The sequence below is a fragment of the Serratia sp. TSO36 genome, from assembly GCF_057808395.1.
This window is the reverse complement of record NZ_JBJZOU010000020.1, coordinates 46,187-69,074: the sequence shown is the minus strand read 5'-3', so window position 1 is coordinate 69,074 and position 22,888 is coordinate 46,187. Positions and strand designations below refer to the sequence as shown.

Sequence of the window (22,888 nt, the reverse complement as noted above, 5' to 3'; positions counted from 1 at the left end):
AGTTCGGAATTCCGCTTTAACGCTGGGCAGGCCCAGGTAAAGCGCGCGGCATTTTAACGGAAAGCCGCCTGCAGGGCAACGAAAACCTGCCCAGATTGAGGGCCGTTCGCTCAGGCCAACTGATTGGCGCGGCGGAAACGGCCTTGATAATCGAACACTTTCTCGCGCACCTGCCAAAACTGCCCGCGTTTGCGCGCCACCACGAAATCCGGATGGCGCAGCGCCTGCTGTTGCGCCAGCACGTCGGCGGCGGTGTGCCAGGCGAACGGCACGCCCGGCGCGCGCTGGTGCGGGCGCAGGAACAGCATTTCGAACGCTTTGCGCTGCGCCGGCGTCTGCAGGCGGAAGCGCTCGCTGGTGCTGGTGCCGTCCTCGTCGTAATAGGTGGCCTTCAGCCATTCGCCCTTGTCGTCGCGGCCGCTCTGCAATTCCATGCCGCCGCAGCGTAGCACCAGCGCGTCTTTCAGCTTCAGCGCCGCCTTCAGCATGTCATCGGGATCGACCAGCACCTCCTGGCACTGATGGCAGCGGCGCGCGGCGATGTCGTTCTCCGCGCCGCAGTGCGGGCAGCTCTTGAACCGGAAGCGGTAATCGCACTGTTCGCGGTGGCCGTCGTCGTCTTCCAGCCAGCCCTGACAGCGGCGGCCGTAGTGCTCGATGATGTCGCCATTCTCGGTGCACTTGCCCCAGAACAGGTTGGCGAAGCCGCAGGCCGGGCAGAACACCTGCACCGGCTGGCTGTCGCCGTGCGGCTTGCTGACGCCGACCTCCGGCGTGAACAGATCGTGCGGGTTGCCGGCGTAGTCGAGGATCAGGCAATCCTCCTTGCCGGGCGCCAGCCGCAGACCGCGGCCGACGATCTGCTGATACAGGCTGACGGACTCGGTCGGGCGCAGAATAGCGATCAGATCGACGTGCGGCGCGTCGAAGCCGGTGGTCAATACCGCTACGTTGACCAGATAGCGCAGCTGCTGCTGTTTGAACGCCTCGATCAGCGCATCGCGCTCGGCGGGCGGCGTTTCGGCGCTGACCAGCGCGGCCTCGCCGTTCGGCAACAGGCCGTGGATCTCGCGGGCGTGCTCGACGGTGGCGGCGAAGATCATCACCCCTTTACGATCTTGGGCGTACTCTACAATCTGGCTGATGATATGCGGCGTGACGCGGTTTTGCCGCTTCAGCTCACGGTTCAGATCCGCTTCGCTGAACAGGCCGTTGCTTCTGGCCTCCAGCCGGCTGAAATCGTACTGCACGATCGGCATGTCCAGCCGCTCAGGCGGCACCAGGAAGCCGTTCTTAATCATGTAGCGCAGCGGCAGCTCGTAGATGCAGTCGCGAAACAGGCTGGCGCCGTCGCCGCGGGTGAAGCCGTGGTAGTGATACTGGTAAATCCAGCCCTTGCCCAGGCGATAGGGCGTGGCGGTCAGCCCCAGCAGCCGCAGCTGCGGGTTGGTTTTCTGCAAATGCTGGATGATTTGCTGGTACTGGCTGTCGTCGTCGTCGCTGATGCGGTGGCATTCATCGACGATCAGCAGCGAAAAGGCGCCGTCGAACAGCGGCAGGTTGCGCGCCACCGACTGCACGCTGCCGAACACCACCTTGCCGGCGCTCTCTTTTTGTTGCAGGCCGGCGGCGAAGATGTCCGCTTCCAGGCCGTAGGCGCAGTATTTGGCGTGGTTTTGCGCCACCAGTTCCTTGACGTGCGCCAGCACCAGCACCCGCCCGCGGGCGCGCTTCGCCAGTTCGGCGATCACCAGGCTTTTGCCGGCGCCGGTCGGCAGCACGATCAGCGCCGGTTCGGGGTGCCGCCGGAAATGATTGATGGTGGCTTCGACCGCTTCCAGTTGGTAGGGGCGTAGGGTAAAGGCCATAAGTGAACGCCGTAGGTTGGAATGGGCCGCCGGGAAGCGGTTTTGTCACCTCTGTTCCCACAGAAAGCGTGACATTTTACGCCCCGGGCGGCCGAAAAATTTCCATTATTATGCCTTCTGCGCGCGCGCGGTGCGAGAAGCGTGAAAATTACCCCTGTCGGGCAACGCGTTGTGCCGCTATACTCGTGAGACAGCAATCGCTGTTCCCCCACGCGATTTCCCCCCTGAACCTGCCATTTGCACCCGGTGCAACGGCGGGCGTCATATTTTGGCAATACGATCAATGCGATCATAACAACGACAGGCAAAGCAGATCCCATGCGATTGGACAAGTTTTTATCTCAGCAGTTAGGCATCAGCCGTGCGCTGGTCGCGCGCGAACTTCGGGCTAAACGCGTCACCGTTGACGGTGAGGTGGTGAAGAGCGGGGCGATCAAACTGACCCCGGAGCAAGAAGTGACGTTCGACGGCAATCCGCTGCAGCAGCAGAACGGCCCGCGCTATTTCATGCTCAACAAACCGCAGGGCTACGTCTGCTCCACCGACGATCCCGATCATCCGACGGTGCTGTATTTCCTCGATGAGCCGGTCGCGTACAAGCTGCACGCCGCCGGGCGGTTGGATATCGACACCACCGGGCTGGTGCTGATGACCGACGACGGCCAGTGGTCGCACCGCGTCACGTCGCCGCGCCACCACTGCGAGAAAACCTATTTGGTCACGCTGGAGCACCCGTTGGCGGAAGACACCGCGCAGCGTTTCGCCGAAGGGGTGCAACTGCACAACGAGAAAGATCTGACGCGGCCGGCGACGTTGGAGCAGGTTGACGAGCGCGTGGTGCGCCTGACCATCAGCGAAGGGCGCTACCACCAGGTGAAGCGGATGTTCGCCGCCGTCGGCAACCGGGTGATCGAGTTGCACCGTGAGCGCATCGGCGCCATCGTGCTGGATGACGATCTGGCGCCGGGCGAATACCGCCCACTGACCGAAGAAGAGATCGCCAGCGTGGGCGCGCCGCACCTGCAGGACTGATAACCGATCATTGATTGCGGCCGATTAAGGAGTCGTGGAACGTGCAACAGAACCGAACCTCTCATCTCGGTTTGATTTTCATTCTGGGCCTGTTGTCCATGTTGATGCCGTTGGCGATCGACATGTACCTGCCCAGTATGCCGGTGATCGCCGCCCAGTTTGGCGTCGAGTCCGGCAGCGTGCAGATGACGCTCAGCGCCTATATGCTCGGCTTTGCCTTCGGGCAGCTGTTCTATGGGCCCATGTCGGACAGCATCGGCCGCAAGCCGGTGATCCTGTGGGGAACGCTGATCTTTGCCATCGCCGGCTGCGCCTGCGCCATGGCGCAGTCTATCGATCAGCTGATCGGGCTGCGTTTCCTGCACGGTCTGGCCGCCGCCGCCGCCAGCGTGGTGATTAACGCCCTGATGCGCGACATGTTCACCAAGGATGAGTTCTCGCGCATGATGTCGTTCGTCATTCTGGTGATGACCATCGCGCCGCTGCTGGCGCCGATGATCGGCGGTGCGCTGCTGCTGTGGTTCAGCTGGCACGCCATCTTCTGGACCATGGGTGCCGCGGCGCTGATCGGTTCACTGCTGGTGGCCTTGTTCATCAAGGAGACGCTGCCGAAAGAGCGGCGTCAGCGGTTCCACCTGCGTACCACGCTGGGCAACTTCGGTTCGCTGTTCCGCCACAAGCGGGTGCTGAGCTACATGTTGGCCAGCGCCTTCTCGTTTGCGGGCATGTTCTCGTTCCTCAGCGCCGGGCCGTTCGTCTACATCGAACTGAACCACGTTTCGCCGCAGCACTTCGGCTACTATTTTGCGCTGAACATCGTCTTCCTGTTCCTGACGACGCTGATCAACAGCCGCAACGTGCGGCGGTTCGGCGCGGTCAAGATGTTCAAGCTGGGGCTGCTGGTGCAGCTGGCGATGGGGCTGTGGCTGCTGGCGGTAAGCGCCGTCGGCCTGGGCTTCTGGGCGCTGGTGATCGGCGTAGCGGTCTACCTGGGGTGCATCGCGATGATTTCCTCCAACGCCATGGCGGTGATCCTGGATGATTTTCCGCATATGGCGGGCACCGCGTCTTCCCTGGCCGGCACGTTGCGCTTTAGCATCGGCGCGCTGGTGGGGGCGGTGCTGTCGATGGCGCCGGGCAAAAGCGCCTGGCCAATGGTCACCTCGATGGCGCTGTGCAGCATCGTGGCGGTGCTGTTCTACGTTTACGCCAGCCGGCCGCGCGATCGCGCAGCCTGACGTTCTCCCGACTCGGGGCGTTTCGCCCCGCAGCGTCATGGGGTTGCGCCCTGCCATTTCAGGGTGCAACCGGCAATGAATAATTTGTTGCTAAATATATGTCTGCTAATTAATTGGTCATTTTCCCATCTGTGTGCTTTTTGTTAAAAAACTCCGCCATCGTGCCGCCCGATATTCCCCGGGAGGCGCGGCGTTCTGTCGGCTGCGCCGCGCGAGTGGTTTGTATTAGGATTGATGTAAATCAAGGCATTAGCAGGAGAGGCTGCGCTAACGTGGCGGGTGAAATGTTTCTTCAATGTAAAAATATGGCGACGGAAAAGTAGTCGCATTGCAAGAAAAAAGAGTTGAGATCGCTGCGGGAAAGGGTTACATATAACGCAAAAATGCGAGCTGAGTCGCAAAATGCCGTGAAATAACACCGCACGGCGCGCCAAAAAATGGCGCGGCATCGGCAAGCACGGGGTCAGGTTAATGGCTTGCGGCAAAATTTACATTTAAATAACATTTGTGCGCGGCAGAGTCGGGAGTCAACGGCTATAACTTAGTAACCCTGTCAGGTAAAAGTGTTTCACCTTTTCAAACTAGGGATTTCATGTGGAGAGTATCCAACTTTCGGTAGTGCATCGCTTGCCGCAAAGTTATCGTTGGCTATCCGGTTTCACCGGCGTGAAGGTCGAACCGATTCCGTTTAACGGAATAGACGAAGATAACAACCTGATTGGGCTGAAGTTGCTCAGCCATGAAGGGGCCGAGGCCTGGCAGGTAATGCAACAGCTCAATCTGTCGCTGCAGGAGATTCAGGTCGACTGCGCGATTGTCGAATGGGAAGGAGAGCCTTGCCTGTTCGTGCAGCGCAGCGACGAGAGCGCCACCATGTGCCGCCTGAAAAACGTCGGCGCCGCGATCGCCGAACCGCTCAGCGCGCAGTACCCCTTCTGAATTTGCCGCTAATCCGCCAACTGCAGCAGTTGACGGGTATAGTCGGCGGCGGGCGCCGCGAAAATCGCCCGGCAGTCTCCCTGTTCAACCACTTCTCCCTGTCGCAGCACGATGACCTGGTGGCATAGCGAACGCACCACCTGCAGGTCATGGCTGATGAACAGATAAGCCAGCCGGTGACGTTGCTGCAGCGATTTCAGCAGCGTCAGGATCTGCGCCTGCACCGATTTATCCAGCGAAGAGGTCGGCTCGTCGAGGATCAGCAGCTGCGGCTGCAGGATCAGCGCGCGCGCGATGGCGATGCGCTGGCGCTGGCCGCCGGAAAACTCGGTGGGATAGCGGTGGCGCAGCTGCGGATCCAGGCCGACCTCCTGCAACACCTCGATCACGCGCTGTTCCCGCTGCTCGGCGCTAAGCCGCTGGTGCACTTCCAGCCCCTCGGCGATGATCTGCTGCACGTTCAGGCGCGGGTTCAGGGCGGAATAGGGATCCTGGAAGACGATTTGCATCCGGCTGCGGTAGGGCAGCATCTGCTTCATTGTGAGCGGATGCAGCGGTTCGCCGTCGAACCAGATGGTGCCCTGCGAGGCCAACAGGCGCAGCAGCGCCAGCCCGGTGGTGCTTTTGCCCGAGCCGGATTCCCCCACCAGCCCCACGCTTTCCCCGGCCCGCAGCTCGAAACTCAATGATTTCAATGCATAGTGATAATCCACCGTGCGGCGCAGCAGGCCGCGGCGAATGGGGAAGCGCACCTGCAGGTTCTCCACCTTGAGCAGCGGCCGCTCGTCGCCGGGGTGCCCGTTGGCCGCGGCAGGCAACGGCAGCGGTTCACCGACGTCTTCGGCGGCCAGCAGCTGCTGCGTGTAAGAATGCTGCGGCCGGCTGAACAGCCGCGCGCGGGCGTTTTGCTCCACGCAGCGCCCCTGACGCATCACCGCCACGTTGTCCGCCAGGCGGCGCACGATATTCAGATTATGGGTGATGAACAGCAGCCCCATGTCCATCTCTCGTTTCAATTCTTGCAGCAGCGTCAGGATCTGCGCCTGGATAGTGACGTCGAGCGCGGTGGTGGGTTCGTCGGCGATCAGCAGTTTCGGGCGGGTCAACACCGCCATGGTGATCATTACCCGCTGGCGTTCGCCGCCGGACAGCTGATGCGGATAGTCCTGCAGCCGGCTTTTGGCCTGGCGGATGCCGACGCGCTCCAGGCACTCGACGATCTCCGCGCGCGCGGCATCGCGCCGCAGGCCGCGGTGCAGCATCAACACTTCCGCCAGCTGTTTCTCGATGGTGTGCAGCGGGTTAAGCGACACCATCGGTTCCTGAAAGATCATCGCGATCTGATTGCCGCGCACCTTGCGCAGCGCCGCTTCCGGCGCATGCAGCAACGAATCGCCGTTGAACAGAATGTCGCCGGCAGGGTAAACCACCGGCGGCGCGGGCAGCAGGCGCAGTATCGACAGGGCGGTGACGCTTTTGCCGGAGCCGGATTCCCCTACCAGCGCCAGCGTTTCCGCCGGCGCGATTTGCAGCGAGAGTTCGCTGACCACCGGCGTGACGGTGTCGCCCTGGCGGAAGGCGATGCTGAGATCCTGAATAGCGAGCAAAGGAGTGGCCATATCAATGCGCCTTGCTGGGGTCAAAGGCGTCGCGCACCGCTTCGCCGATAAAGATTAATAACGACAGCAGCACCGCCAAGACCAGGAAGGCGGTGATGCCGAGCCATGGCGCCTGCAGATTGTTTTTGCCTTGCAGCAGCAACTCACCGAGCGACGGCGAACCGATCGGCAGACCGAAACCGAGGAAATCGAGCGACGTCAGGGTGGTGATCGAGCCGCACAGGATAAACGGCAGGAAGGTCAGCGTCGCCACCATGGCGTTGGGCAGCATATGGCGGGACATGATAACGCGATCCGGCACGCCCATGGCGCGCGCGGCGCGGATGTAGTCAAAATTGCGGGTGCGCAGGAATTCGGCGCGCACCACACCCACCAGGCTCATCCAGCCGAACAGGATGGTGATGCCGAGCAGCCACCAGAAATTGGGCTGGACGATGCTCGACAGCAGAATGATCAGAAACAGCGTCGGCATGCCCGACCACACTTCGATAAAGCGTTGCCCCCACAGATCGAAACGCCCGCCGTAATACCCTTGCGTCGCGCCGACGCACACGCCGATCAGGCTGGAAAACAGCGTCAGCGCCAGGCCGAACAGCATCGAGATGCGAAAACCGTACAGCACCCGGGCCAGCACGTCGCCGCCGTTGCTGTCGGTGCCCAGCAGGTTTTGGCGGGAAGGCGGCGAGGGGAAGGGCACTTCGGTGGCGAAGTTGATGGTGTCGTAGCTGAAGCGGATCGGCGCCCACACCGCCCAGCCGTGCCGTTCGATCTGCCGCTGCACGAACGGATCCTGATAGTCGGCTTCGGTATTCAGTTCGCCGCCGAAGGCGGTTTCGCTGTAGCTAATCATAAACGGCAGGTATAGCCGGCCTTCATAACGCACCAACAGCGGTTTGTCATTGGCGATCAGATCGGCGGCCAGGCTCAGGGTGAACAGCACCAAAAAGATCCACAGCGACCAGTAGCCGCGGCGGTTGCGGCGAAAGCGCGCCCAGCGCGCCTGGTTGATCGGGCTAAGGCGGCTCATTGGCGGGCCTCGAAGTCAATGCGCGGATCGACCAGGGTGTAGGTGATATCGCTGAGGATATTCAACAGCAGGCCGATCAGGGTGAAGATATACAGCGTGCCGAACATCACCGGGTAGTCGCGCTGCAGCGTGGCGTCGTAGCCCAGCAGCCCCAGGCCGTTGAGCGAGAACATCACCTCAATCAGCAGCGAGCCGGTGAAGAACATGCTGATAAAGGTGGCCGGAAAACCGGCGATCACCAGCAGCATGGCGTTGCGGAATACGTGGCGGTACAGGATCTTTTTCTCATCCAGCCCCTTGGCGCGGGCGGTGGTGACGTACTGCTTGCGGATCTCGTCGAGGAACGAGTTTTTGGTCAGCATGGTCAGGGTGGCGAAGCCGCCGATCACCGTCGCCAGCACCGGCAACGTGATGTGCCACAGGTAGTCGGCGATCTTCGCCGGCCACGAGAGGGTGTCGAAGTTGCTGGAGACCAGGCCGCGCAGCGGGAACCAGTCCAGGTAGCTGCCGCCGGCGAACAGCACAATCATCAGGATGGCGAACAGGAAAGCCGGAATGGCGTAGCCGATGATGATCAGCGTGCTGCTCCAGGTATCGAACGCGCTGCCGTTGTGGACGGCCTTGCGGATGCCGAGCGGGATCGACACCAGGTAGATGATCAGCGTGCTCCAAAGGCCCAGCGTGATGGAGACCGGCAGGCTCTGGCCGATCAGCTGCATCACCGAGGCGCCGCGAAACAGGCTGTCGCCGAAGTCGAAGCGCATATAGTTCCACAGCATGGTGAAGTAGCGCTCGTGCAGCGGTTTATCGAAGCCGTAACGTTGGGTGATCTCGGCGATCACCTCCGGATCCAGACCGCGCGAACCGCGGTATTGGCTGTCGCCTGCCGCGATGCCCGCTCGGGCATGGCCCAGGCCTTCGCTGACGCCGCCGCTGCCAAAACCGCTGCCGTGCCCCAGCTCAATGGCGGCGATGGCCTGATCGACCGGGCCGCCGGGGGCAATTTGCACGATAAAAAAGTTGATGGTGATGATCGCCCACAGCGTGGGGATCACCAGTAACAGTCTGCGTATCAGATAGGCCGCCATTCCGACTCCTTATTGCCGTTGAGCCGGTAAACGCGCCGCCTTGTTGACGTCGTACCACCAGTTATCGAAGCCGATCGCATAGGCCGGGCGGATCGACGGCGTGGAGAACTTGTCCCAATAGGCGTAACGATCGTGGTTGGAGTACCACATCGGCAGCATGTAGTTGTTCCAGGTCAGCACCCGATCCAGCGCGCGGCCGAGCGGCAACAGGGCCTTTTCGTCGCCCTGATGGGCGGCGATTTGCCTCACCAGGCTGTCGACCGCCGGATCTTTGACGCCGGCCGTGTTGTAGCTGGAATCGATGTACTGCGAATCCCACAGGATTTGCAGATCGGCGCTGGGGAACGGCATCGCCATATATACGGTCGACATCATGTCGAAATCGCGTTCACGCATGCGACGGGTGTACTGCGAGGCGTCAATTTCGCGAATTTGCATATCGATGCCCAGCCGCTGCAGGTTGTGGCGGAAGGGTAATACGTACTGGAAGTTGCTGCCGCTCAGCAGCATCAGTTCGAAGGTGAACGGCTGGCCGGTTTTGGCGTTGACCAGCTTTTGATTTTTGACCACCCAACCGGCTTCTTTCAGCAATTGGGTCGCCTTCAGCAGGTTTTGCCGATCGTTGCCGCTGCCGTCGGAGGAGGGCGGCTGGTAGATGCTGGTAAACACCTCCGGCGGTATCTGGCCTTTGAGCGGCGCCAGCAAGGCCAGTTCGGCGGCGTCCGGGTAGCCGCGGGCGGCGTAGGCGGTGTTTTGGAAATAGCTGTCGGCGCGCTGATAGGCGTTGTAATACAGCGCCTTGTTCATCCAGTTGAAGTCGAAAGCCAGGCCGATCGCTTCCCGTACCCGACGATCGGCGAACAGCGGTTTTTGCAGGTTGAACGCCAGCCAGCGGGTATTCTGCGCCGCCTGATTGGTCTCATCCTGCTTGATGATGTAGTTGCGCGCGAAGTTGCCGCCCTGATACTGGGTGGCCCAGCTTTTGGGTGACGGCTCGATGCGGAAATCGTAAGCGCCGGCCTTGAAGGCTTCCAGCGATACTTTATCGTCCAGGTAATAATCGTAGCGAATGCTGTCGAAGTTGTAGCGGCCGCGGTTCACCGGCAGGTTGGCGGCCCAGTAGTCGCGCACTCGCTGGTAGGTGATGTATTGGCCGAGGCGGTAATCGGCGATTTTATACGGGCCGCTGGCGAGCGGCGGGGTGCTGAGCGGTTCGTTGAGCTTATGGTTTTTCCAGAAGCTTTCCGGCAATACGCGCAGGCTGAGCAGGCTGAGGATTTGCTCACGGTTGGCTTTAGGCAGCTCGATGCGTACCGTCAGCCGGGAAATGGCCTTGACCGTGACGCCTTTGTAATAGGAACGAAACTGCGGTACGCCTTCGGTCATGAATTTATTGAAGGTGAAGGCCACGTCGGCGGCGGTGATCGGACTGCCGTCCTGGAAGCGGGCGCGGGCGTTGATATCCAACTCCATCCAGCGCATGTCGGCCGGGAAACGGGCCGATTCGGCAATCAGCGGATAATAGCTGCCGGGTTCGTCGTCGGAGTTGGTGAACAGCGTATCGTACAACTCCATCGTACGTTCGCCGGGCACGCCGCGGGTAGCGAAGCGGTTGAAGTTGTCGTAGGTGCCGATGGCCGCCAGCCGCACGTCGCCGCCTTTGGGTGCCGCCGGGTTGACGTAGTCGAAATGGCTGAAGTCGGTGGCGTATTTCGGTTCACCGAGAAGGGCGAAAGCGTAGCTTTCGTTGAGGGCTTCGGCCCGCAGACCGAAACTCAGTGCCGAGAGCACCAGAGCAGCGAAAATGCGCACGGACATCAGACGGTAAGCTCCTGCTGTGGAATAAAGTACAACCTGCGCCCAGCATAACATTCTTCGGGCGGGCGCAGGGTAAAGATGCTTAAAGACTAACTATTTATTTGCCTGATAATCAAAGACCTGATGAGCATTGCAGTAAGCGACGAAATTGTCGATGCTCAGCGGCTTGCTGAAGTAGTAGCCCTGCATGAAGTTGACGCCGTGTTCTTGCAGGAACTGCATCTGCTCGGCGGTTTCCACGCCCTCGGCCACCGTCAGCATTTTCAGCTTTTTCGCCAGCGAGATCACCGCATCCAGCACCGGCGCGGTGACCGTGTCCTGGCCGATGGTGTTGACGAAGCCACGATCGATCTTCAGGTAATCCATGGTGAAGCGCTCAAGATAGATCAACGCGCTGTGCCCGGTGCCAAAATCGTCCACCGCGATCTCGATGCCCTGTTTGTGCAGCCAGTCAAACTCCGCCAGCGCACTCTCTTCTTCCACCATGCCGCGCTCGGTGATTTCAAACACCAGCGTAAAGTAATCGCCCGGCAACTGCGTCAACAGTTCATACACGTCCTGGTGGAACGACGGCGCGCTCAGGTGGGCGGGGGAGATGTTGAGCCCGACCTTGCCTCCCCGCGGCAGCGCTTTGGCGAGCTGCGGCGCATCTTCGGCGATCAGCCTGAACAGGTGGCGGGTGAGCGGCACGATCAGCCCGTTGCTTTCGGCGTAGGGGATAAAGACGTCGGGCGGGATGCGGCCTTCGATCGGATGCTGCCAGCGGATCAGCGCTTCCAGCCCGCCGATGCTGTTGCTGTCGGTATGGAACACCGGCTGGTATTCGATAAAGAACTCGTTGCGCTTGATGCCGCGCAGCAGCGCGCGTTCCGGGCTTTGCCGCAGCAGCAGCATGTAATAGCAGAGTACGCCGATCATCAATGACAGCACCAGGCTGCCCAGCAGCGTCAGGCGAATGTCGTTGGGGGTCAGTTTCTCGTTGTAGAACAGGATGGTCAGCGGCAGATTGGGCAGCGTCAGTTTATCCGCCTTGCCCTTCGGCAACTGATCGACCGGCATCAGGTTCGGGCTGAAGGTGGTCAGCGCGCGGTTGCCCATCACGATGGCGATGCCCGGCGCCTGTTCGTCGTGCGAGGTGAACAGCAGATAGGGCATCAGATCGATGTCCAGCGTAGCGAGGATGCCGGTGGCCTTTTCGTCGGGATGCCGCAGCCAAACTGCAACCGCCGGTTTGTTCGGCACGATCGGCGTGCCCTGCTGCAGCTTGAGATCCAGGGGCAGATTCCAGTCGATATCCTGGTAGAGATTTTTCATCGGCAACATCATGTCGCCGGTGGCGGAAGAGCAATAGGCGTAGCCGTCTTTCACCAACAGGAAGGTGCGCACGCCGCTGGTAAAGGCCGCCTGGTAGGTAATATCCGACTGGCTTGAGAGGCAAGGCTTGGCCAGCAGCGGCATCATTTGCTGCATCACCGTCTTCAGGTGCGAGATATAACCCAGCGTGAACTTTTGCGTGCGCGCTTCGACCTTATGTTGATATTGCGTGCGCTGGTGGTTAATCAAAGAAAGCGTGACCGCGGTGAAGAGCGTAAAAAATACCAGGGCGGCGACGCCGCTTTTAGCCAGGCTGCGCTGTCGGTGAGACACGCTGCGGGCAAAAGCTCTTTTCAAGCCCATAACCGAGTCCTCTGCAACAGGGCGTCAGGGGTGTCGCGCAGCCATTTAATGGATTGTGCCAACGGCTTTTTTTTCATTTTTGCCTTTTTATCCCGTACCAACCGGCGGCGTTGTTTAAATATGCGGCGTCGCCGACAGAAATATAATGCGCCTATTTTAAGCGGAAACGTTTTAAATAACGCCGGGGCGCCGTTGCCGTCATCTGACGATAATAGGCGAGTTTTTCCTCGATGGCGCGATTTCCTGCCAACAGTTTATCAAAATAATGGCGTGCGGCAGCGTTAAGCGGAGAAAGATGGCGATAAGGCAGGGAGCAATCTTGATGATATCTGTTAGACAACCAAAAAAAACGCCGCCCGTAGGCGGCGCTTATCGCTCGTTTGGTATTCAGGATCTTCAAGGCATTGCACCGTTAACCGTTGGTCAACACCCGGCGCGCTTCTCGATAACGTTTATTCCAATAGTTATCGGTCAGCTTGGAAATCATGACCCCACTGCTGGTGGAGGCGTGAACGAACTGATCGTTGCCTAAATAGATGCCGACATGGCGCCCGGTGGAACCGGCGCGGAACAGCACCAAATCGCCGACGCGCAGCTTGGTGCGCTGGATTTTCTTGCCGAGATCTTCCTGTTCATAGGTAGAACGCGGTAAATCCATGCCGAACTGTTCGCGGAAGGTGCGTTGAACAAACGCCGAGCAATCGATGCCGCGCTTGCTGTCACCGCCTAAACGGTAGCGAACGCCTTTCCAGTCCGCGTACTGATCCATAATCTTTGACTTGACGTCAACGTTGCGAACCATCGCTTCGAATTCATCCTGAGAGGCTTGCAGTAAAAGACCGTCTTTGTCATTAACTGCACGCATCTCAGTTTGTGCGTTATTCAAGTTCGAAGTGTGAGTCGAGCTGCATGCGGAGAGCATAACCGCAGCGGCAATTGCAGGGACTACCCGCAAAAAATATCTCAGAAACGGTTGAGATTTGACCATTGTTGTTGTTTTCCCTTGAAGTCCTTAACGACGAAAGTCGCTACCTGAAAAATGCCAAACGAAACGAGCCTAGTCCGCACCTGTTGCATCGACAACCAGTTACCGTTGAAAACGTGCGAGAACGCACATTTTTATCGGATTCCATACTGATTCGACTTAAACCAGGCACAAACGCATCTGAGATTACCGGAACAAATAGGGGATTGCGAGCCTTTTTCCCGTCTTTTTTATATGAATTTGTGATGTAACATAATGTAAATCTTCATATAAAAAACGCCAATTGTCCGATGTATGAATCTGGCGTGAAATCAGGTTGCAAAAGCGTTAACGGGCGGTGACGATATTTTGCGCTCAGCGAAGGGACTAAGGCCGGTAGGCGAGCGCCTCCCGGCATGAGTCATAGACGCAAGTTATGGTTGGCCGGGGCGATGCTTGCCGGGCAACAGGCGATTCAACCGATCGACGATCCAGTCGCTGCAAGGCGTCATCAGCACCCAGCTGGCGCCAACCAGCACCACGGACAGCGAGCCGACGGCGATATCGGTAAACCAGTGGGCGCCAATCATCACGCGTGGCAATGAGAAGAGCAGCGTAATCAGCAGGGCAACGGCGAAGGCGCCGCGGCCGAAATAGCGCAGCATAAAGCAGGAAAAAATAATCAGCATCATGCCGTGGTCGCCGGGGAAGCTGTCGCTGGAGGCGTCCTTGGTGGGGATGCCGGTCAGCTCACTGACGCGATAGATATTGTCGAAGGTCAGGGTGGGGCTCGGATGCTTCACCGGCAGCAGGTGGCCAAGCTGGTTCAGCACCACGGCGGTCAGCAGCATCACCACGCCGGTGATCACCAGGCGTCGGCGGCCGGCGGCGTCCTGCTTCAGGTAGAAGTACAAATACAGCAGGCCCATGGCGAGCAGCGAAATCACGTCAAACGCGCGGTTGTTGGTGATGGCGACCAGGTGCAAAAACGCCGGGTCGGTGGCCAGATGGCGGTTAAAGAAGAAAAAGATCGCCGAGTCCAGGGTAAACCAGCCGCCGTGATTGGCCGGCAGGAACCAGGACAGGAACAGCGCAACGCCCAGTAAGTTGAAGAGGATAATGAGGGGTAAATTGCGGCGTGTCATGACATAACCTGTTGGCAAAATGAAAACGAAATAAAACCCGGCCGCCCTGCGGCAACCGGGGGGCAACGGTACGGGGTCTAACTTAAACGAATCTTAAACAAGGCGGATTGCAGGGCGTTCCAATCGGCATTTTCGCTGTGGATAAGCTCAATTCGGCTGTCGAGCGGCGCGACCGGGCGGGTTTCGATGTTGAGATCCTGTCCCTGACGATTGATCAGCAATGTGCCTTCGGGGATGCGCACCGCGCCTTTGGCGCGTTCTACCGGCGCGAGTCGCACCCATTCCATAAAGCCGACGGTGTCGAATTGGGTGTCGCCGTCAAAAATCCAGCCGCAGCTGGTGAAGCCTTGCCCCTCGTTCAACGCTCGCCGCCAGCGGGCGTGCTCCGGCAGCCGCAGCGCCGCCAGCCCCTGCGTTTTCGCCTGACCATGATGATGCTGCGCGTCCGGCAATTCTGTACGATTCGTGCGCGGAAGTGACAACAGCGCGACATCCGCATCGCCTTGCGCGATGGCATAACAGGGCCGCCGCAGCGGATCTTGCGCCCTCCAGGCCTCCAGCGCCCGCCTGTCTTCCGGCTGATAGGTATCGCTTTTGCTGGCCAAAATAACGTCGGCCGCGGCCAGCTGATCGCGGAAGTTTTCGTTGTCGCGGTAGCGGGGCTGGCTGAGCTGGCGGGCATCCAGCAGGCACAGGGTGGCCTGCAGATCGATCCAGCCGGCATAGCTCTCCTGGGTCAGCAGCGACAGAATTTGTTTCGGATGCCCGAGCCCGGTCGGCTCGATCAGCAGCCGATCCGGTTTGGCCTGCTGTAACAGCATATTCAAGCCCACCTGCATCGGCAGGCCGTTGACGCAGCACATGCAGCCACCGGGGATCTCTTTGAGCACCGCGCCGCTGTCTGCCAGCAGCGCGCCGTCGATGCCGATCTCGCCGAATTCATTGACCAATACCGCCCAGCGCTCATGTTCGGGCTTATGAGCCAGCAAATGGCGGATAGTGGTGGTTTTACCGCTGCCGAGGAAACCGGTAATCAAATTGGTTTTGGTCATTAATAATTCCTGGAGCAAAAATTAACCTGCTTAATAAATGAGTTACGCAGCCTTATCGGTGAAACCGCCGCGATTTAATTTGTGCTCTATCTCGCAAATTTTGCACGTCACCATGCGCTTTTCAACCGACAAAATCCACCGTTCATAACAAGAAAATTCTTAGATAAAACCCTGTATTAGATGCGGTTAACTTTTGTTAGTAGCTTGTTTTTACATTGTTAATGACGCGATTAACGATCAAATCTCGTCCCTTTCCTTGCGATTATTCCTAACAAGATCCTCTATGGTTAAATTGGCTTAACTAAAAATGAGGTTGCCATGAATACCTTTCGGTTATTTTTGATCGTAGGAATGTTGTTTTCATGGACGGCAGTGAGTCATGCAGGAGTGGCCGGCGGGGTAATTCGCTTCGTCGGTTCTATCGTTGAAAGTCCTTGCACGGTCAATATTGCAGATTCTAAGGCGAATACGCAATGTTACCGCAACGGCCAGCGTTATCAGGCCCAGCAAGCGTTGTCAGGTTTTGATACTACACGCAAAGAACTTCCGCTAAATCTAGGCACAACCGAAATGAAGTGGGTAGACCAACAGAAGAAACTCGCTGTTATGACGGTCGTTTATCGTTAAGTCGTTCCGCCATGCCGGCGTAACGTTACGCCGGCATGGTTATTCTCGGCCCTGCAGGCTTCTCACCGCAGCACCCACTCCTTCACCGTTTCACGCGCACCGCGATCGCGCAGCGACAAATAGGCTTGCGTCACCGCGTCGGCAAACGCCGCATGCGTTGCCAGCGTTTCGCCGAACACCGATTTCAGCGCCAGTAGCGCCGTTACGCGCCGCCGATCGTCCGGCGTAGCGGCAATAGTCTGTTGCAGCGCGTCTGCCAGCGGATCGCGAATGTCGATCGGCTGACCGGCGTCATCGACGCCGCCGACGTAACGCATCCAGCCCGCCACGCCCAGCGCCAGCCCGCTATAGTCACCGCCGTGTCGCAAATGCCAGCGCACCGCGTCCAGCAGGCGCTGCGGCAGCTTCTGCGAACCGTCCATGGCGATCTGCCAGGTGAGGTGTTGCAGCGCCGGGTTGCTGAAGCGCGCGATAAGCTGTGCGGCGTAGTCGGTCAGACTGATGCCGGTAACGCTCAGGGTGGGCGCCTGTTCGTCCAGCATCAACCGCAGGGCGGCGCGGCGGTAGTGTTCATCCGCCATGCACTCGTTGATATAGCGATAGCCGCCCAGGTAGCCGAGGTAAGCCAGGAACGAGTGGCTGCCGTTCAGCATGCGCAGTTTCATGTGCTCAAACGGCAGCACATCGCGGACCAACTGGGCGCCGGCCAGCTCCCACGCCGGGCGTCCGGCGGCGAAATTGTCTTCCACCACCCATTGAATGAAGGGCTCGCAGGCGATGGCGCAGTCGTCACGCACGCCGCCCAGCGCGGCGGCGATCTCATCCAGCGTGGCCGGCGTGGCGGCCGGCACGATGCGATCCACCATGGTGCAGGGGAAAGTGGCGGCGGTGGCGATCCAATCGGCGAGCGACGGATCCCGCGCCTGCGCCAGATCGAGCACCGCCCGGCGCAGCACGTGGCCGTTCTGCGGAATATTGTCGCAGGAGAGCAGGGAGAAGGCGGGCAGGCCGCGTTCGCGCCGCAGCCGCAGCGCCTCCACCAAAATGCCGGGCACGGTCTGCGGCTGATGCGGCGTCGCCAGATCGGCGACGATCCCCGGATGCTGCCGATCCAATCGCCCGCTGCCGGGCTCGATGCAGTAGCCTTTTTCGGTGATGGTCATCGAGACGATCGCCACCTGAGGCTCGGCCAGTTTCTCCAGCACCGCGGCGATGCCTTCCAGCTTGCGGTGCAGGCTCTCATGTACCGCGCCGATCACGATAGCCTGATGGCCGTCCGCGCCTTTCTCCAGCACGCTGTACAGATGATCCTGCTGCCGCAGCGCCTCAAACAGCGGCACGCCGCCGGACAGGCTGATTTCGCAAATGCCCCAATCGCCGCCTTGGGCGTTCAGCACCCGATCGGTCAGCAGCGCCTGATGCGCGCGGTGGAACGCGCCGAAGCCAAGGTGCACGATGCGGCTGCGCAGAGCCCGGCGGTCATAGCCCGGCTGCCGGACGGCGCCCGGCAATGGGGTGTTGGCGATCGTTTTCATCTCATCTCCAAAGCGTGTAAGACAGCTGGTGGGCCAGTTGCGCCAAGTTAGCAGACCAGTTTTCTGCCACATCGGGCGGGTGGCGCCGGCGATAAAAAAACTGCGACCAGTGTAAGGATGTCGGCCAGATAAAGGAATTGGTCAGTCCAAAATAAGCCAGAATCGTGAAGTGGATCAACCAATGAGGGGTTCGGTTTTGACAGCGCAGGGCGAAAGAGTAAGTTAAAGGTAACTGACATCTAAATTAAACTGGTATAACAGCATCGCGGTGCGAGACAGGCATAAGGACAAAACATGGAACAAACATGGCGTTGGTATGGCCCGAACGATCCGGTCTCTTTGGATGACGTGCGTCAGGCCGGGGCGACCGGGGTGGTGACGGCGCTGCATCATATCGCGAACGGCGACGTCTGGCCGATCGATGAGATCCGCGCGCGACAGGCGCTGTTGGCGGAAAAGGGGCTGGTGTGGTCGGTGGTGGAGAGCGTGCCGGTGCATGAGGAGATCAAAACCCACAGCGGCGACTGGCGGCGGTACATCGCCAATTATCAACAGTCGCTGCGCAACCTGGCGGCCTGCGGCATCGACACCGTCTGCTACAACTTCATGCCGATCCTCGACTGGACGCGCACCGATCTGGCCTATCCGCTGCCGGACGGTTCCAAAGCGCTGCGCTTCGATCAGATCGCCTTCGCCGCGTTCGAGCTGCATATCCTGCAGCGCGCCGGCGCCGAGGCCGACTATACGCCGCAAGAGCGCAGTCAGGCGGCGGCCTATTTCGCCGCCATGAGCGAGGAGGAAAAAAACCGGCTGACCGGCAACATCATCGCCGGGCTGCCGGGGGCGGAAGAGGGCTACACGCTGGAACAGTTCCGCCGCCGGTTGGCGGAATACGACGGCATCGACAAGGCGCGGCTGCGCGAGAACATGGCGGTCTTTCTGCGCGCCATCGTGCCGGTGGCGGAAGAGGTCGGCATCAGGCTGGCGGTGCACCCCGACGATCCGCCGCGGCCGATCCTCGGCCTGCCGCGCATCGTCTCCACGATTGAAGACATGCAATGGCTGAAGCAGACCGTCGACAGCATCTATAACGGCTTCACCCTATGCACCGGTTCCTACGGCGTGCGCGCCGACAACGATCTGGTGCGGATGATTGAAACCTTTGGCGATCGCATTCACTTTACCCACCTGCGCGCCACCTGCCGCGAGGAGAACCCGAAAAGCTTCCACGAGGGGGCGCATCTGCAGGGCGATGTGGACATGGTGGCGGTGATCGAAGCGATCCTGACCGAAGAGCTGCGTCGGCAGCGGGCGGGCGATCGGCGGCCGATCCCGATGCGCCCCGATCACGGGCATCAGATGCTGGACGACTTGAAAAAGAAAACCAATCCGGGCTATTCGGCCATCGGGCGGTTGAAAGGGCTGGCGGAGCTGCGCGGCGTCGAGCTGGCGCTCAAGCGGCGCTTTTTCCCGGAGTTGCCGTAGCGGAAAATGAAACGGGGCCGCGTTCCGGCCCCGCTGGCGCGACTAGTCGGCGCGGCTCATGTAGCGGCGTTCAGCGATATGAATGCGGATCTTGTCGCCGGCGCTGAGGTATTCCGGCACGTGGATCACCAGGCCGGTCGCCATGGTGGCCGGTTTGTTGCGGGCGCTGGCGGAAGCGCCTTTGATGCCCGGCGCGGTCTCGACGATTTCCATATCCACGGTCTGCGGCAGCTCCAGCGCCAGCACCTGGCCTTCCAGCGTCAGCACCTGCATACCCGGCAGGCCGCCTTCCGGAATGAACAGCAGCTCGTCTTCGATCTGGTCTTTCTTGAAGATGTACGGGGTGTAGTCTTCGTCATCCATGAACACGTATTCTTCGCCGTCGATATAGGAGAAGTTCACCTTGCGGCGCGACAGGGAAATGGTGTCCAGGATATCGTCGCCCTTGAAGCGTTCTTCCACTTTCAGGCCGGTGCGCACGTCGGAGAAGCGCATTTTGTACAGGGTGCTGGCGCCGCGGGCGCTCGGGCTCTGCACGTCGATATCTTTTACCAGCAGCAGCTTGCCGTTGTAGCTGATCGCCATGCCGCGCTTAATTTCGTTAGCTCTTGCCATTTCAATTCATCCGCAATGAAGAGTATTAGAGAAGTTGCGACAAGGTACTCGCGCCGCCGATTTCAGGCAATAGCCCGGCGTAAAAACAGTGCGGGAAAGGGAGGGCGCTCGCCCTCCCCTCGGGGATTAGCGGAAGACCGGCAGCAGGCCGAACAGCGAAAGAATATGCGCAGCGGCGTTGATCAGGCCGAACAGGATGACGAACAGGATCACGCCGTTGCCGCCTGGTGCGCGGTAACCGGCCTGCGGGTGGCGGCGGCGGCTGGCGCGCGCCATCAGCGCCGGCACGATCACCGCCCAGACGGTGGCCGCCAGCCCGGCGAAACCGATGGCGTACAGGAAACCGTTCGGGAACAGCAGCGCGGCCAGGGTCGGCGGCACAAAGGTCACCAGCGCGGTCTTGCTGCGTCCGACGGCGTCGTCCTTGAACTTGCAGAAGTCTGCCAGGTAGTCGAACAGGCCCAGCGACACGCCGAGGAACGAGCTGGCCAGCGCCATATAGGAGAAGGCGTTCAGCAGTTGGCTGACGGTCTGGCTGCTGGAGACGTTGCCCATTTGCTTGAGCAGGCTGCCGATGTTGCCGCCCTCGGCGATCACTTGCTTAAAGGCGTCGCGCGCGATATTGCCCTGGATCACGTACTGCCACAGGATGTAGATAGCCAATGCCAGCAGGGTGCCGTACACCAGGCTGCGTACCACGGAGCCGCTGTCCTTATGGTAATACTTCACCAGCCCGGGAATGTTGCCGTGGTAGCCGAACGAGGTCAGCAGGTAAGGCAATGCCGCCAGGGCGTAAGGCAGATAGCTGGCCTGGTCATCGCCGGTGTTGAACAGCACCGCGGGCTGTACGTGGGTGAACATGTCGCCCACCGACATCACGAAGGTGATCACCATACCGCCGATCAAAATGGTGCTCAGGCGGTCGACCGCGCGGGTGGAGAGCCAGACGATAAACGCCACGACCAGCGCGAACACCAGGCCGGCGGTGGTCTGGCCGACGCCGACGATGCCCTCCAGCGTGTGGGCGATGATCGAGCCGCCGGCGGAGATATAGGCGTAGGTCAGGATGTACAGCACGAACGCCACCGACAGGCCGTTCACGGCGTTCCAGCCTTTGCCCAGCAGATCCTTGACCATGGTATTGAAGCTGGCGCCGCTCGGGTAGTGCAGCGTGGCTTCGAGGATCATCAGGCCGGAAAGCAACATGCAGGCCCAGGTATACACCAGCAGCGCGACGGAGCCGCTGAACCAGACACCGGAAGTGACGATCGGAATGGAAAACATGCCGGCGCCAACGGCGGTTCCGGCAATGATCATCGCGCCGCCGAGGACGGAAGGGCGGGCCAGCTTCTGGATGGTGTCCGTAGACATGCGTGCTCCTGGGGGATGGGTTCTTTTGTACTAGCTCAATGGTACATGGGCGCATGGCGCATGTAAAGCGTGGTAATTGCACGTTTCACGCGTTTTTGTCTTTAAATCAAGGTTTGTTGGGCGTTTATTCGCCAAAGGATGCAGCCGGCCGGCGCAGGGCGATGAGTGTAAAGATCGCCGGGGCGCAGGGATTCTGCTGGCGGCCGCCGCGCGCGGCTGCTATTGTCGCGCTTCTTTTCCCCAGCCCACCAGGAGTAGCGCTGATGGACTGTCGCAGCGACTGCGGCGCCTGCTGTATCGCGCCGTCAATATCCAGCCCGATCCCCGGCATGCCGAACGGCAAGCCCGCCAATACCCGCTGCATTCATCTGGATGAACGGCTGCGCTGTGGCCTGTTTCATTCGCCGCTGCGGCCGAAGGTGTGCGGCAGCCTGCAGCCGAGCCGCGACATGTGCCACGATCACCGCGATCAGGCGCTGATTTATCTCGCCAGGCTGGAAGCGGACACCGCGCCTTAAGCTTCCCTCAACCGCCACAGACACAGCGTCGCGCCTGCCGCCATCGCCAGCGCGGCGTAAAACACCGCATGGTAATTCCAGATTTCCGCCACCGCACCGGCGATGGCGCCGGCGATGACCCAGCCTACCCGAATGGTGTTGGTGAACAGCGTGGTGGCCGTGCCGGCCTGACCGGGCATCAAATCCTGAAAGTAGAGCATGCCGATGCCCGCCAGCACGCCGATAAACGCCGCATTCAGCAGCTGCAGGGCAATCAGCGGCCAACTGCCGGTGATAAACAGCAGGCCGCAATAGAACAGCACGCCGGCGACCACCGCCCCGCGCATCAAACAACGCTTGCCGCAGCGTTTCGCCACCATGCCGGCGATCAGCATGATTGGGATCTCCAGCCCGGCGGCGGCGCCCATCAATATCCCGGCCAGCCGCTCCGGCAGCCGCAGCTCGTGCACCACATACAGCGGCATGTTGATCAGGTACATGCTGTTGGCGGTCCACATCAGGGTGCAGGCGACGAACAGCAGCAGCGAATCGCGGCGATGCTGCCGCGGTGCGGCCAGGGGGGCGTTCGTCGCCGCGGTTTTCGGCATCGAAGGCAGCCGCTTCCACACCAGCAGGCCGCACAGCACAAAGGCCGCCGCGCCCGCCAGATACATGACCTTAAAGCCGAAGCCCAGCGCCAGCGCGAAGGCGATCGGCGGGCCAATGACCCAGGCAAGGGAAACCTGGGCGCGCATGATGGAGGTGAACATCACCGCCTCGCGCCCGGTGCGATCGGCATGCTCGCGCGCCAGTGCAAACATCTGCGGATTGGCGGTGGAGCCGAAGCTGGTGAGCAGCACGCCGACGAGCAGCAGCAGGTAATAGTTGCGGCTCCAGGCGAACAGCGTGAACCCCAGCGCACCCAGCATGCAGCAGAGGAAGATCAGTGATTTGCGGTCGCCTTGTTTATCCGAACGGCCGGCGAGAAACTGGCTGACCAGAATGCCGATCACCGCGCTGCCGGTAAAGAACAGCCCGACCAGCGCCGGCCGTACCTTGACCTCGGTTTCCAGAAACAGGCTCAGCGTCGGGGTTTGCAACGCGCCGGCGATGCCGGTCAGGAACGCCACCGCCAAAAAGGCCAGCGAAGTGAGATCGGGCGCACGTCGCGTTACTGCGGATGAAGTCGGCATGGCGGTTGATAATTCGTCGAAAAAGGGAGGTCGCGCGCATCATACGCCCGTTGAAATGAAACGCAAACCGCTCCCTTGCGGCGAAGGGTAAGCGGATA

The 22,888-nt window shown here is 60.3% G+C and carries 20 protein-coding genes; 6 read left to right on the top strand and 14 right to left on the bottom strand.

Going from position 1 to position 22,888, the window contains the following annotated elements; translation table 11 throughout:
* Positions 1-110 precede the first annotated feature (110 nt).
* The gene (gene radD, locus ACK3CV_RS17170) at positions 111-1,868 is read right to left on the bottom strand and encodes a DNA repair helicase RadD (RefSeq protein ID WP_033635283.1); all 1,758 of its coding nucleotides are present in this window, start codon (positions 1,866-1,868) and stop codon (positions 111-113) included.
* A 318-nt stretch (positions 1,869-2,186) separates the two neighbouring features.
* On the opposite strand from radD, the gene rsuA reads away from it, so the two are divergent.
* The 3 genes from rsuA (at position 2,187) to ACK3CV_RS17155 (ending at position 5,077) form a co-directional block, all read left to right on the top strand.
* The gene (gene rsuA, locus ACK3CV_RS17165; RefSeq protein WP_164039953.1) at positions 2,187-2,900 is read left to right on the top strand and encodes a 16S rRNA pseudouridine(516) synthase RsuA; all 714 of its coding nucleotides are present in this window, start codon (positions 2,187-2,189) and stop codon (positions 2,898-2,900) included.
* Between the two features lie 41 nt (positions 2,901-2,941).
* Positions 2,942-4,138, top strand: a complete 1,197-nt coding sequence (locus ACK3CV_RS17160) for a Bcr/CflA family multidrug efflux MFS transporter (protein ID WP_025303559.1) — start codon at positions 2,942-2,944, stop codon at positions 4,136-4,138.
* Between the two features lie 594 nt (positions 4,139-4,732).
* A complete protein-coding gene (locus ACK3CV_RS17155; RefSeq protein WP_004935763.1) occupies positions 4,733-5,077 on the top strand; it encodes a YejG family protein in 345 nt (114 codons plus the stop codon).
* Between the two features lie 8 nt (positions 5,078-5,085).
* Here ACK3CV_RS17155 and yejF read toward each other — a convergent pair whose 3' ends face one another.
* The 9 genes from yejF to ACK3CV_RS17110 form a co-directional block, all read right to left on the bottom strand.
* Entirely contained in the window at positions 5,086-6,696 is a 1,611-nt protein-coding gene (yejF, locus tag ACK3CV_RS17150; protein ID WP_164141602.1) for a microcin C ABC transporter ATP-binding protein YejF, read from the bottom strand.
* Position 6,697: 1 nt separating this feature from the next.
* Positions 6,698-7,723: an ABC transporter permease gene (locus ACK3CV_RS17145; RefSeq protein ID WP_043147727.1), complete on the bottom strand. Its 1,026-nt coding sequence runs from the start codon at positions 7,721-7,723 to the stop codon at positions 6,698-6,700.
* Positions 7,720-8,811: a microcin C ABC transporter permease YejB gene (locus ACK3CV_RS17140; RefSeq protein WP_048321818.1), complete on the bottom strand. Its 1,092-nt coding sequence runs from the start codon at positions 8,809-8,811 to the stop codon at positions 7,720-7,722. Before ACK3CV_RS17140 ends, ACK3CV_RS17145 begins: the two co-directional genes overlap by 4 nt.
* Before the next feature lie 9 nt (positions 8,812-8,820).
* The gene (locus tag ACK3CV_RS17135) at positions 8,821-10,629 is read right to left on the bottom strand and encodes an extracellular solute-binding protein (RefSeq protein WP_049195149.1); all 1,809 of its coding nucleotides are present in this window, start codon (positions 10,627-10,629) and stop codon (positions 8,821-8,823) included.
* A gap of 93 nt (positions 10,630-10,722) precedes the next feature.
* Positions 10,723-12,306 (bottom strand): cyclic di-GMP phosphodiesterase, encoded by a 1,584-nt coding sequence (locus ACK3CV_RS17130; protein WP_039565063.1) that lies wholly within the window; start codon positions 12,304-12,306, stop codon positions 10,723-10,725.
* A gap of 151 nt (positions 12,307-12,457) precedes the next feature.
* The gene (locus ACK3CV_RS17125) at positions 12,458-12,706 is read right to left on the bottom strand and encodes a hypothetical protein (RefSeq protein WP_125460721.1); all 249 of its coding nucleotides are present in this window, start codon (positions 12,704-12,706) and stop codon (positions 12,458-12,460) included.
* A 12-nt stretch (positions 12,707-12,718) separates the two neighbouring features.
* Positions 12,719-13,294 (bottom strand): bifunctional murein DD-endopeptidase/murein LD-carboxypeptidase, encoded by a 576-nt coding sequence (gene mepS / locus ACK3CV_RS17120; RefSeq protein WP_033635277.1) that lies wholly within the window; start codon positions 13,292-13,294, stop codon positions 12,719-12,721.
* Between the two features lie 410 nt (positions 13,295-13,704).
* On the bottom strand, positions 13,705-14,415 hold the full coding sequence (locus tag ACK3CV_RS17115) for a phosphatase PAP2 family protein (protein WP_103799064.1): 711 nt from the start codon (positions 14,413-14,415) through the stop codon (positions 13,705-13,707).
* 77 nt (positions 14,416-14,492) lie between these two features.
* Positions 14,493-15,467, bottom strand: coding sequence for a CobW family GTP-binding protein (locus ACK3CV_RS17110; protein WP_164039951.1), 975 nt, complete (start codon positions 15,465-15,467; stop codon positions 14,493-14,495).
* 318 nt (positions 15,468-15,785) lie between these two features.
* Between ACK3CV_RS17110 and ACK3CV_RS17105 the strand changes: the two genes are divergently transcribed.
* Positions 15,786-16,094, top strand: coding sequence for a type 1 fimbrial protein (locus ACK3CV_RS17105; RefSeq protein ID WP_033635274.1), 309 nt, complete (start codon positions 15,786-15,788; stop codon positions 16,092-16,094).
* Positions 16,095-16,156: 62 nt separating this feature from the next.
* Here the strand turns inward: ACK3CV_RS17105 and ACK3CV_RS17100 are convergent, their stop codons facing one another.
* Entirely contained in the window at positions 16,157-17,629 is a 1,473-nt protein-coding gene (locus ACK3CV_RS17100; protein WP_164039949.1) for a mannitol dehydrogenase family protein, read from the bottom strand.
* A 294-nt stretch (positions 17,630-17,923) separates the two neighbouring features.
* Between ACK3CV_RS17100 and uxuA the strand changes: the two genes are divergently transcribed.
* Positions 17,924-19,114, top strand: a complete 1,191-nt coding sequence (uxuA, locus tag ACK3CV_RS17095) for a mannonate dehydratase (RefSeq protein ID WP_033635272.1) — start codon at positions 17,924-17,926, stop codon at positions 19,112-19,114.
* 42 nt (positions 19,115-19,156) lie between these two features.
* Here the strand turns inward: uxuA and yeiP are convergent, their stop codons facing one another.
* Positions 19,157-19,729: an elongation factor P-like protein YeiP gene (yeiP, locus tag ACK3CV_RS17090; RefSeq protein WP_033635271.1), complete on the bottom strand. Its 573-nt coding sequence runs from the start codon at positions 19,727-19,729 to the stop codon at positions 19,157-19,159.
* A gap of 126 nt (positions 19,730-19,855) precedes the next feature.
* A complete protein-coding gene (gene mtr / locus ACK3CV_RS17085) occupies positions 19,856-21,100 on the bottom strand; it encodes a tryptophan permease (protein WP_033648004.1) in 1,245 nt (414 codons plus the stop codon).
* 263 nt (positions 21,101-21,363) lie between these two features.
* Here mtr and ACK3CV_RS17080 point away from each other — a divergent pair, with 263 nt between their 5' ends.
* Entirely contained in the window at positions 21,364-21,618 is a 255-nt protein-coding gene (locus ACK3CV_RS17080) for a YkgJ family cysteine cluster protein (protein ID WP_015378527.1), read from the top strand.
* Here the strand turns inward: ACK3CV_RS17080 and ACK3CV_RS17075 are convergent.
* On the bottom strand, positions 21,615-22,790 hold the full coding sequence (locus ACK3CV_RS17075) for a sugar efflux transporter (RefSeq protein WP_033635269.1): 1,176 nt from the start codon (positions 22,788-22,790) through the stop codon (positions 21,615-21,617). The genes ACK3CV_RS17080 and ACK3CV_RS17075 overlap by 4 nt on opposite strands.
* Between the last annotated feature and the right edge of the window lie 98 nt (positions 22,791-22,888).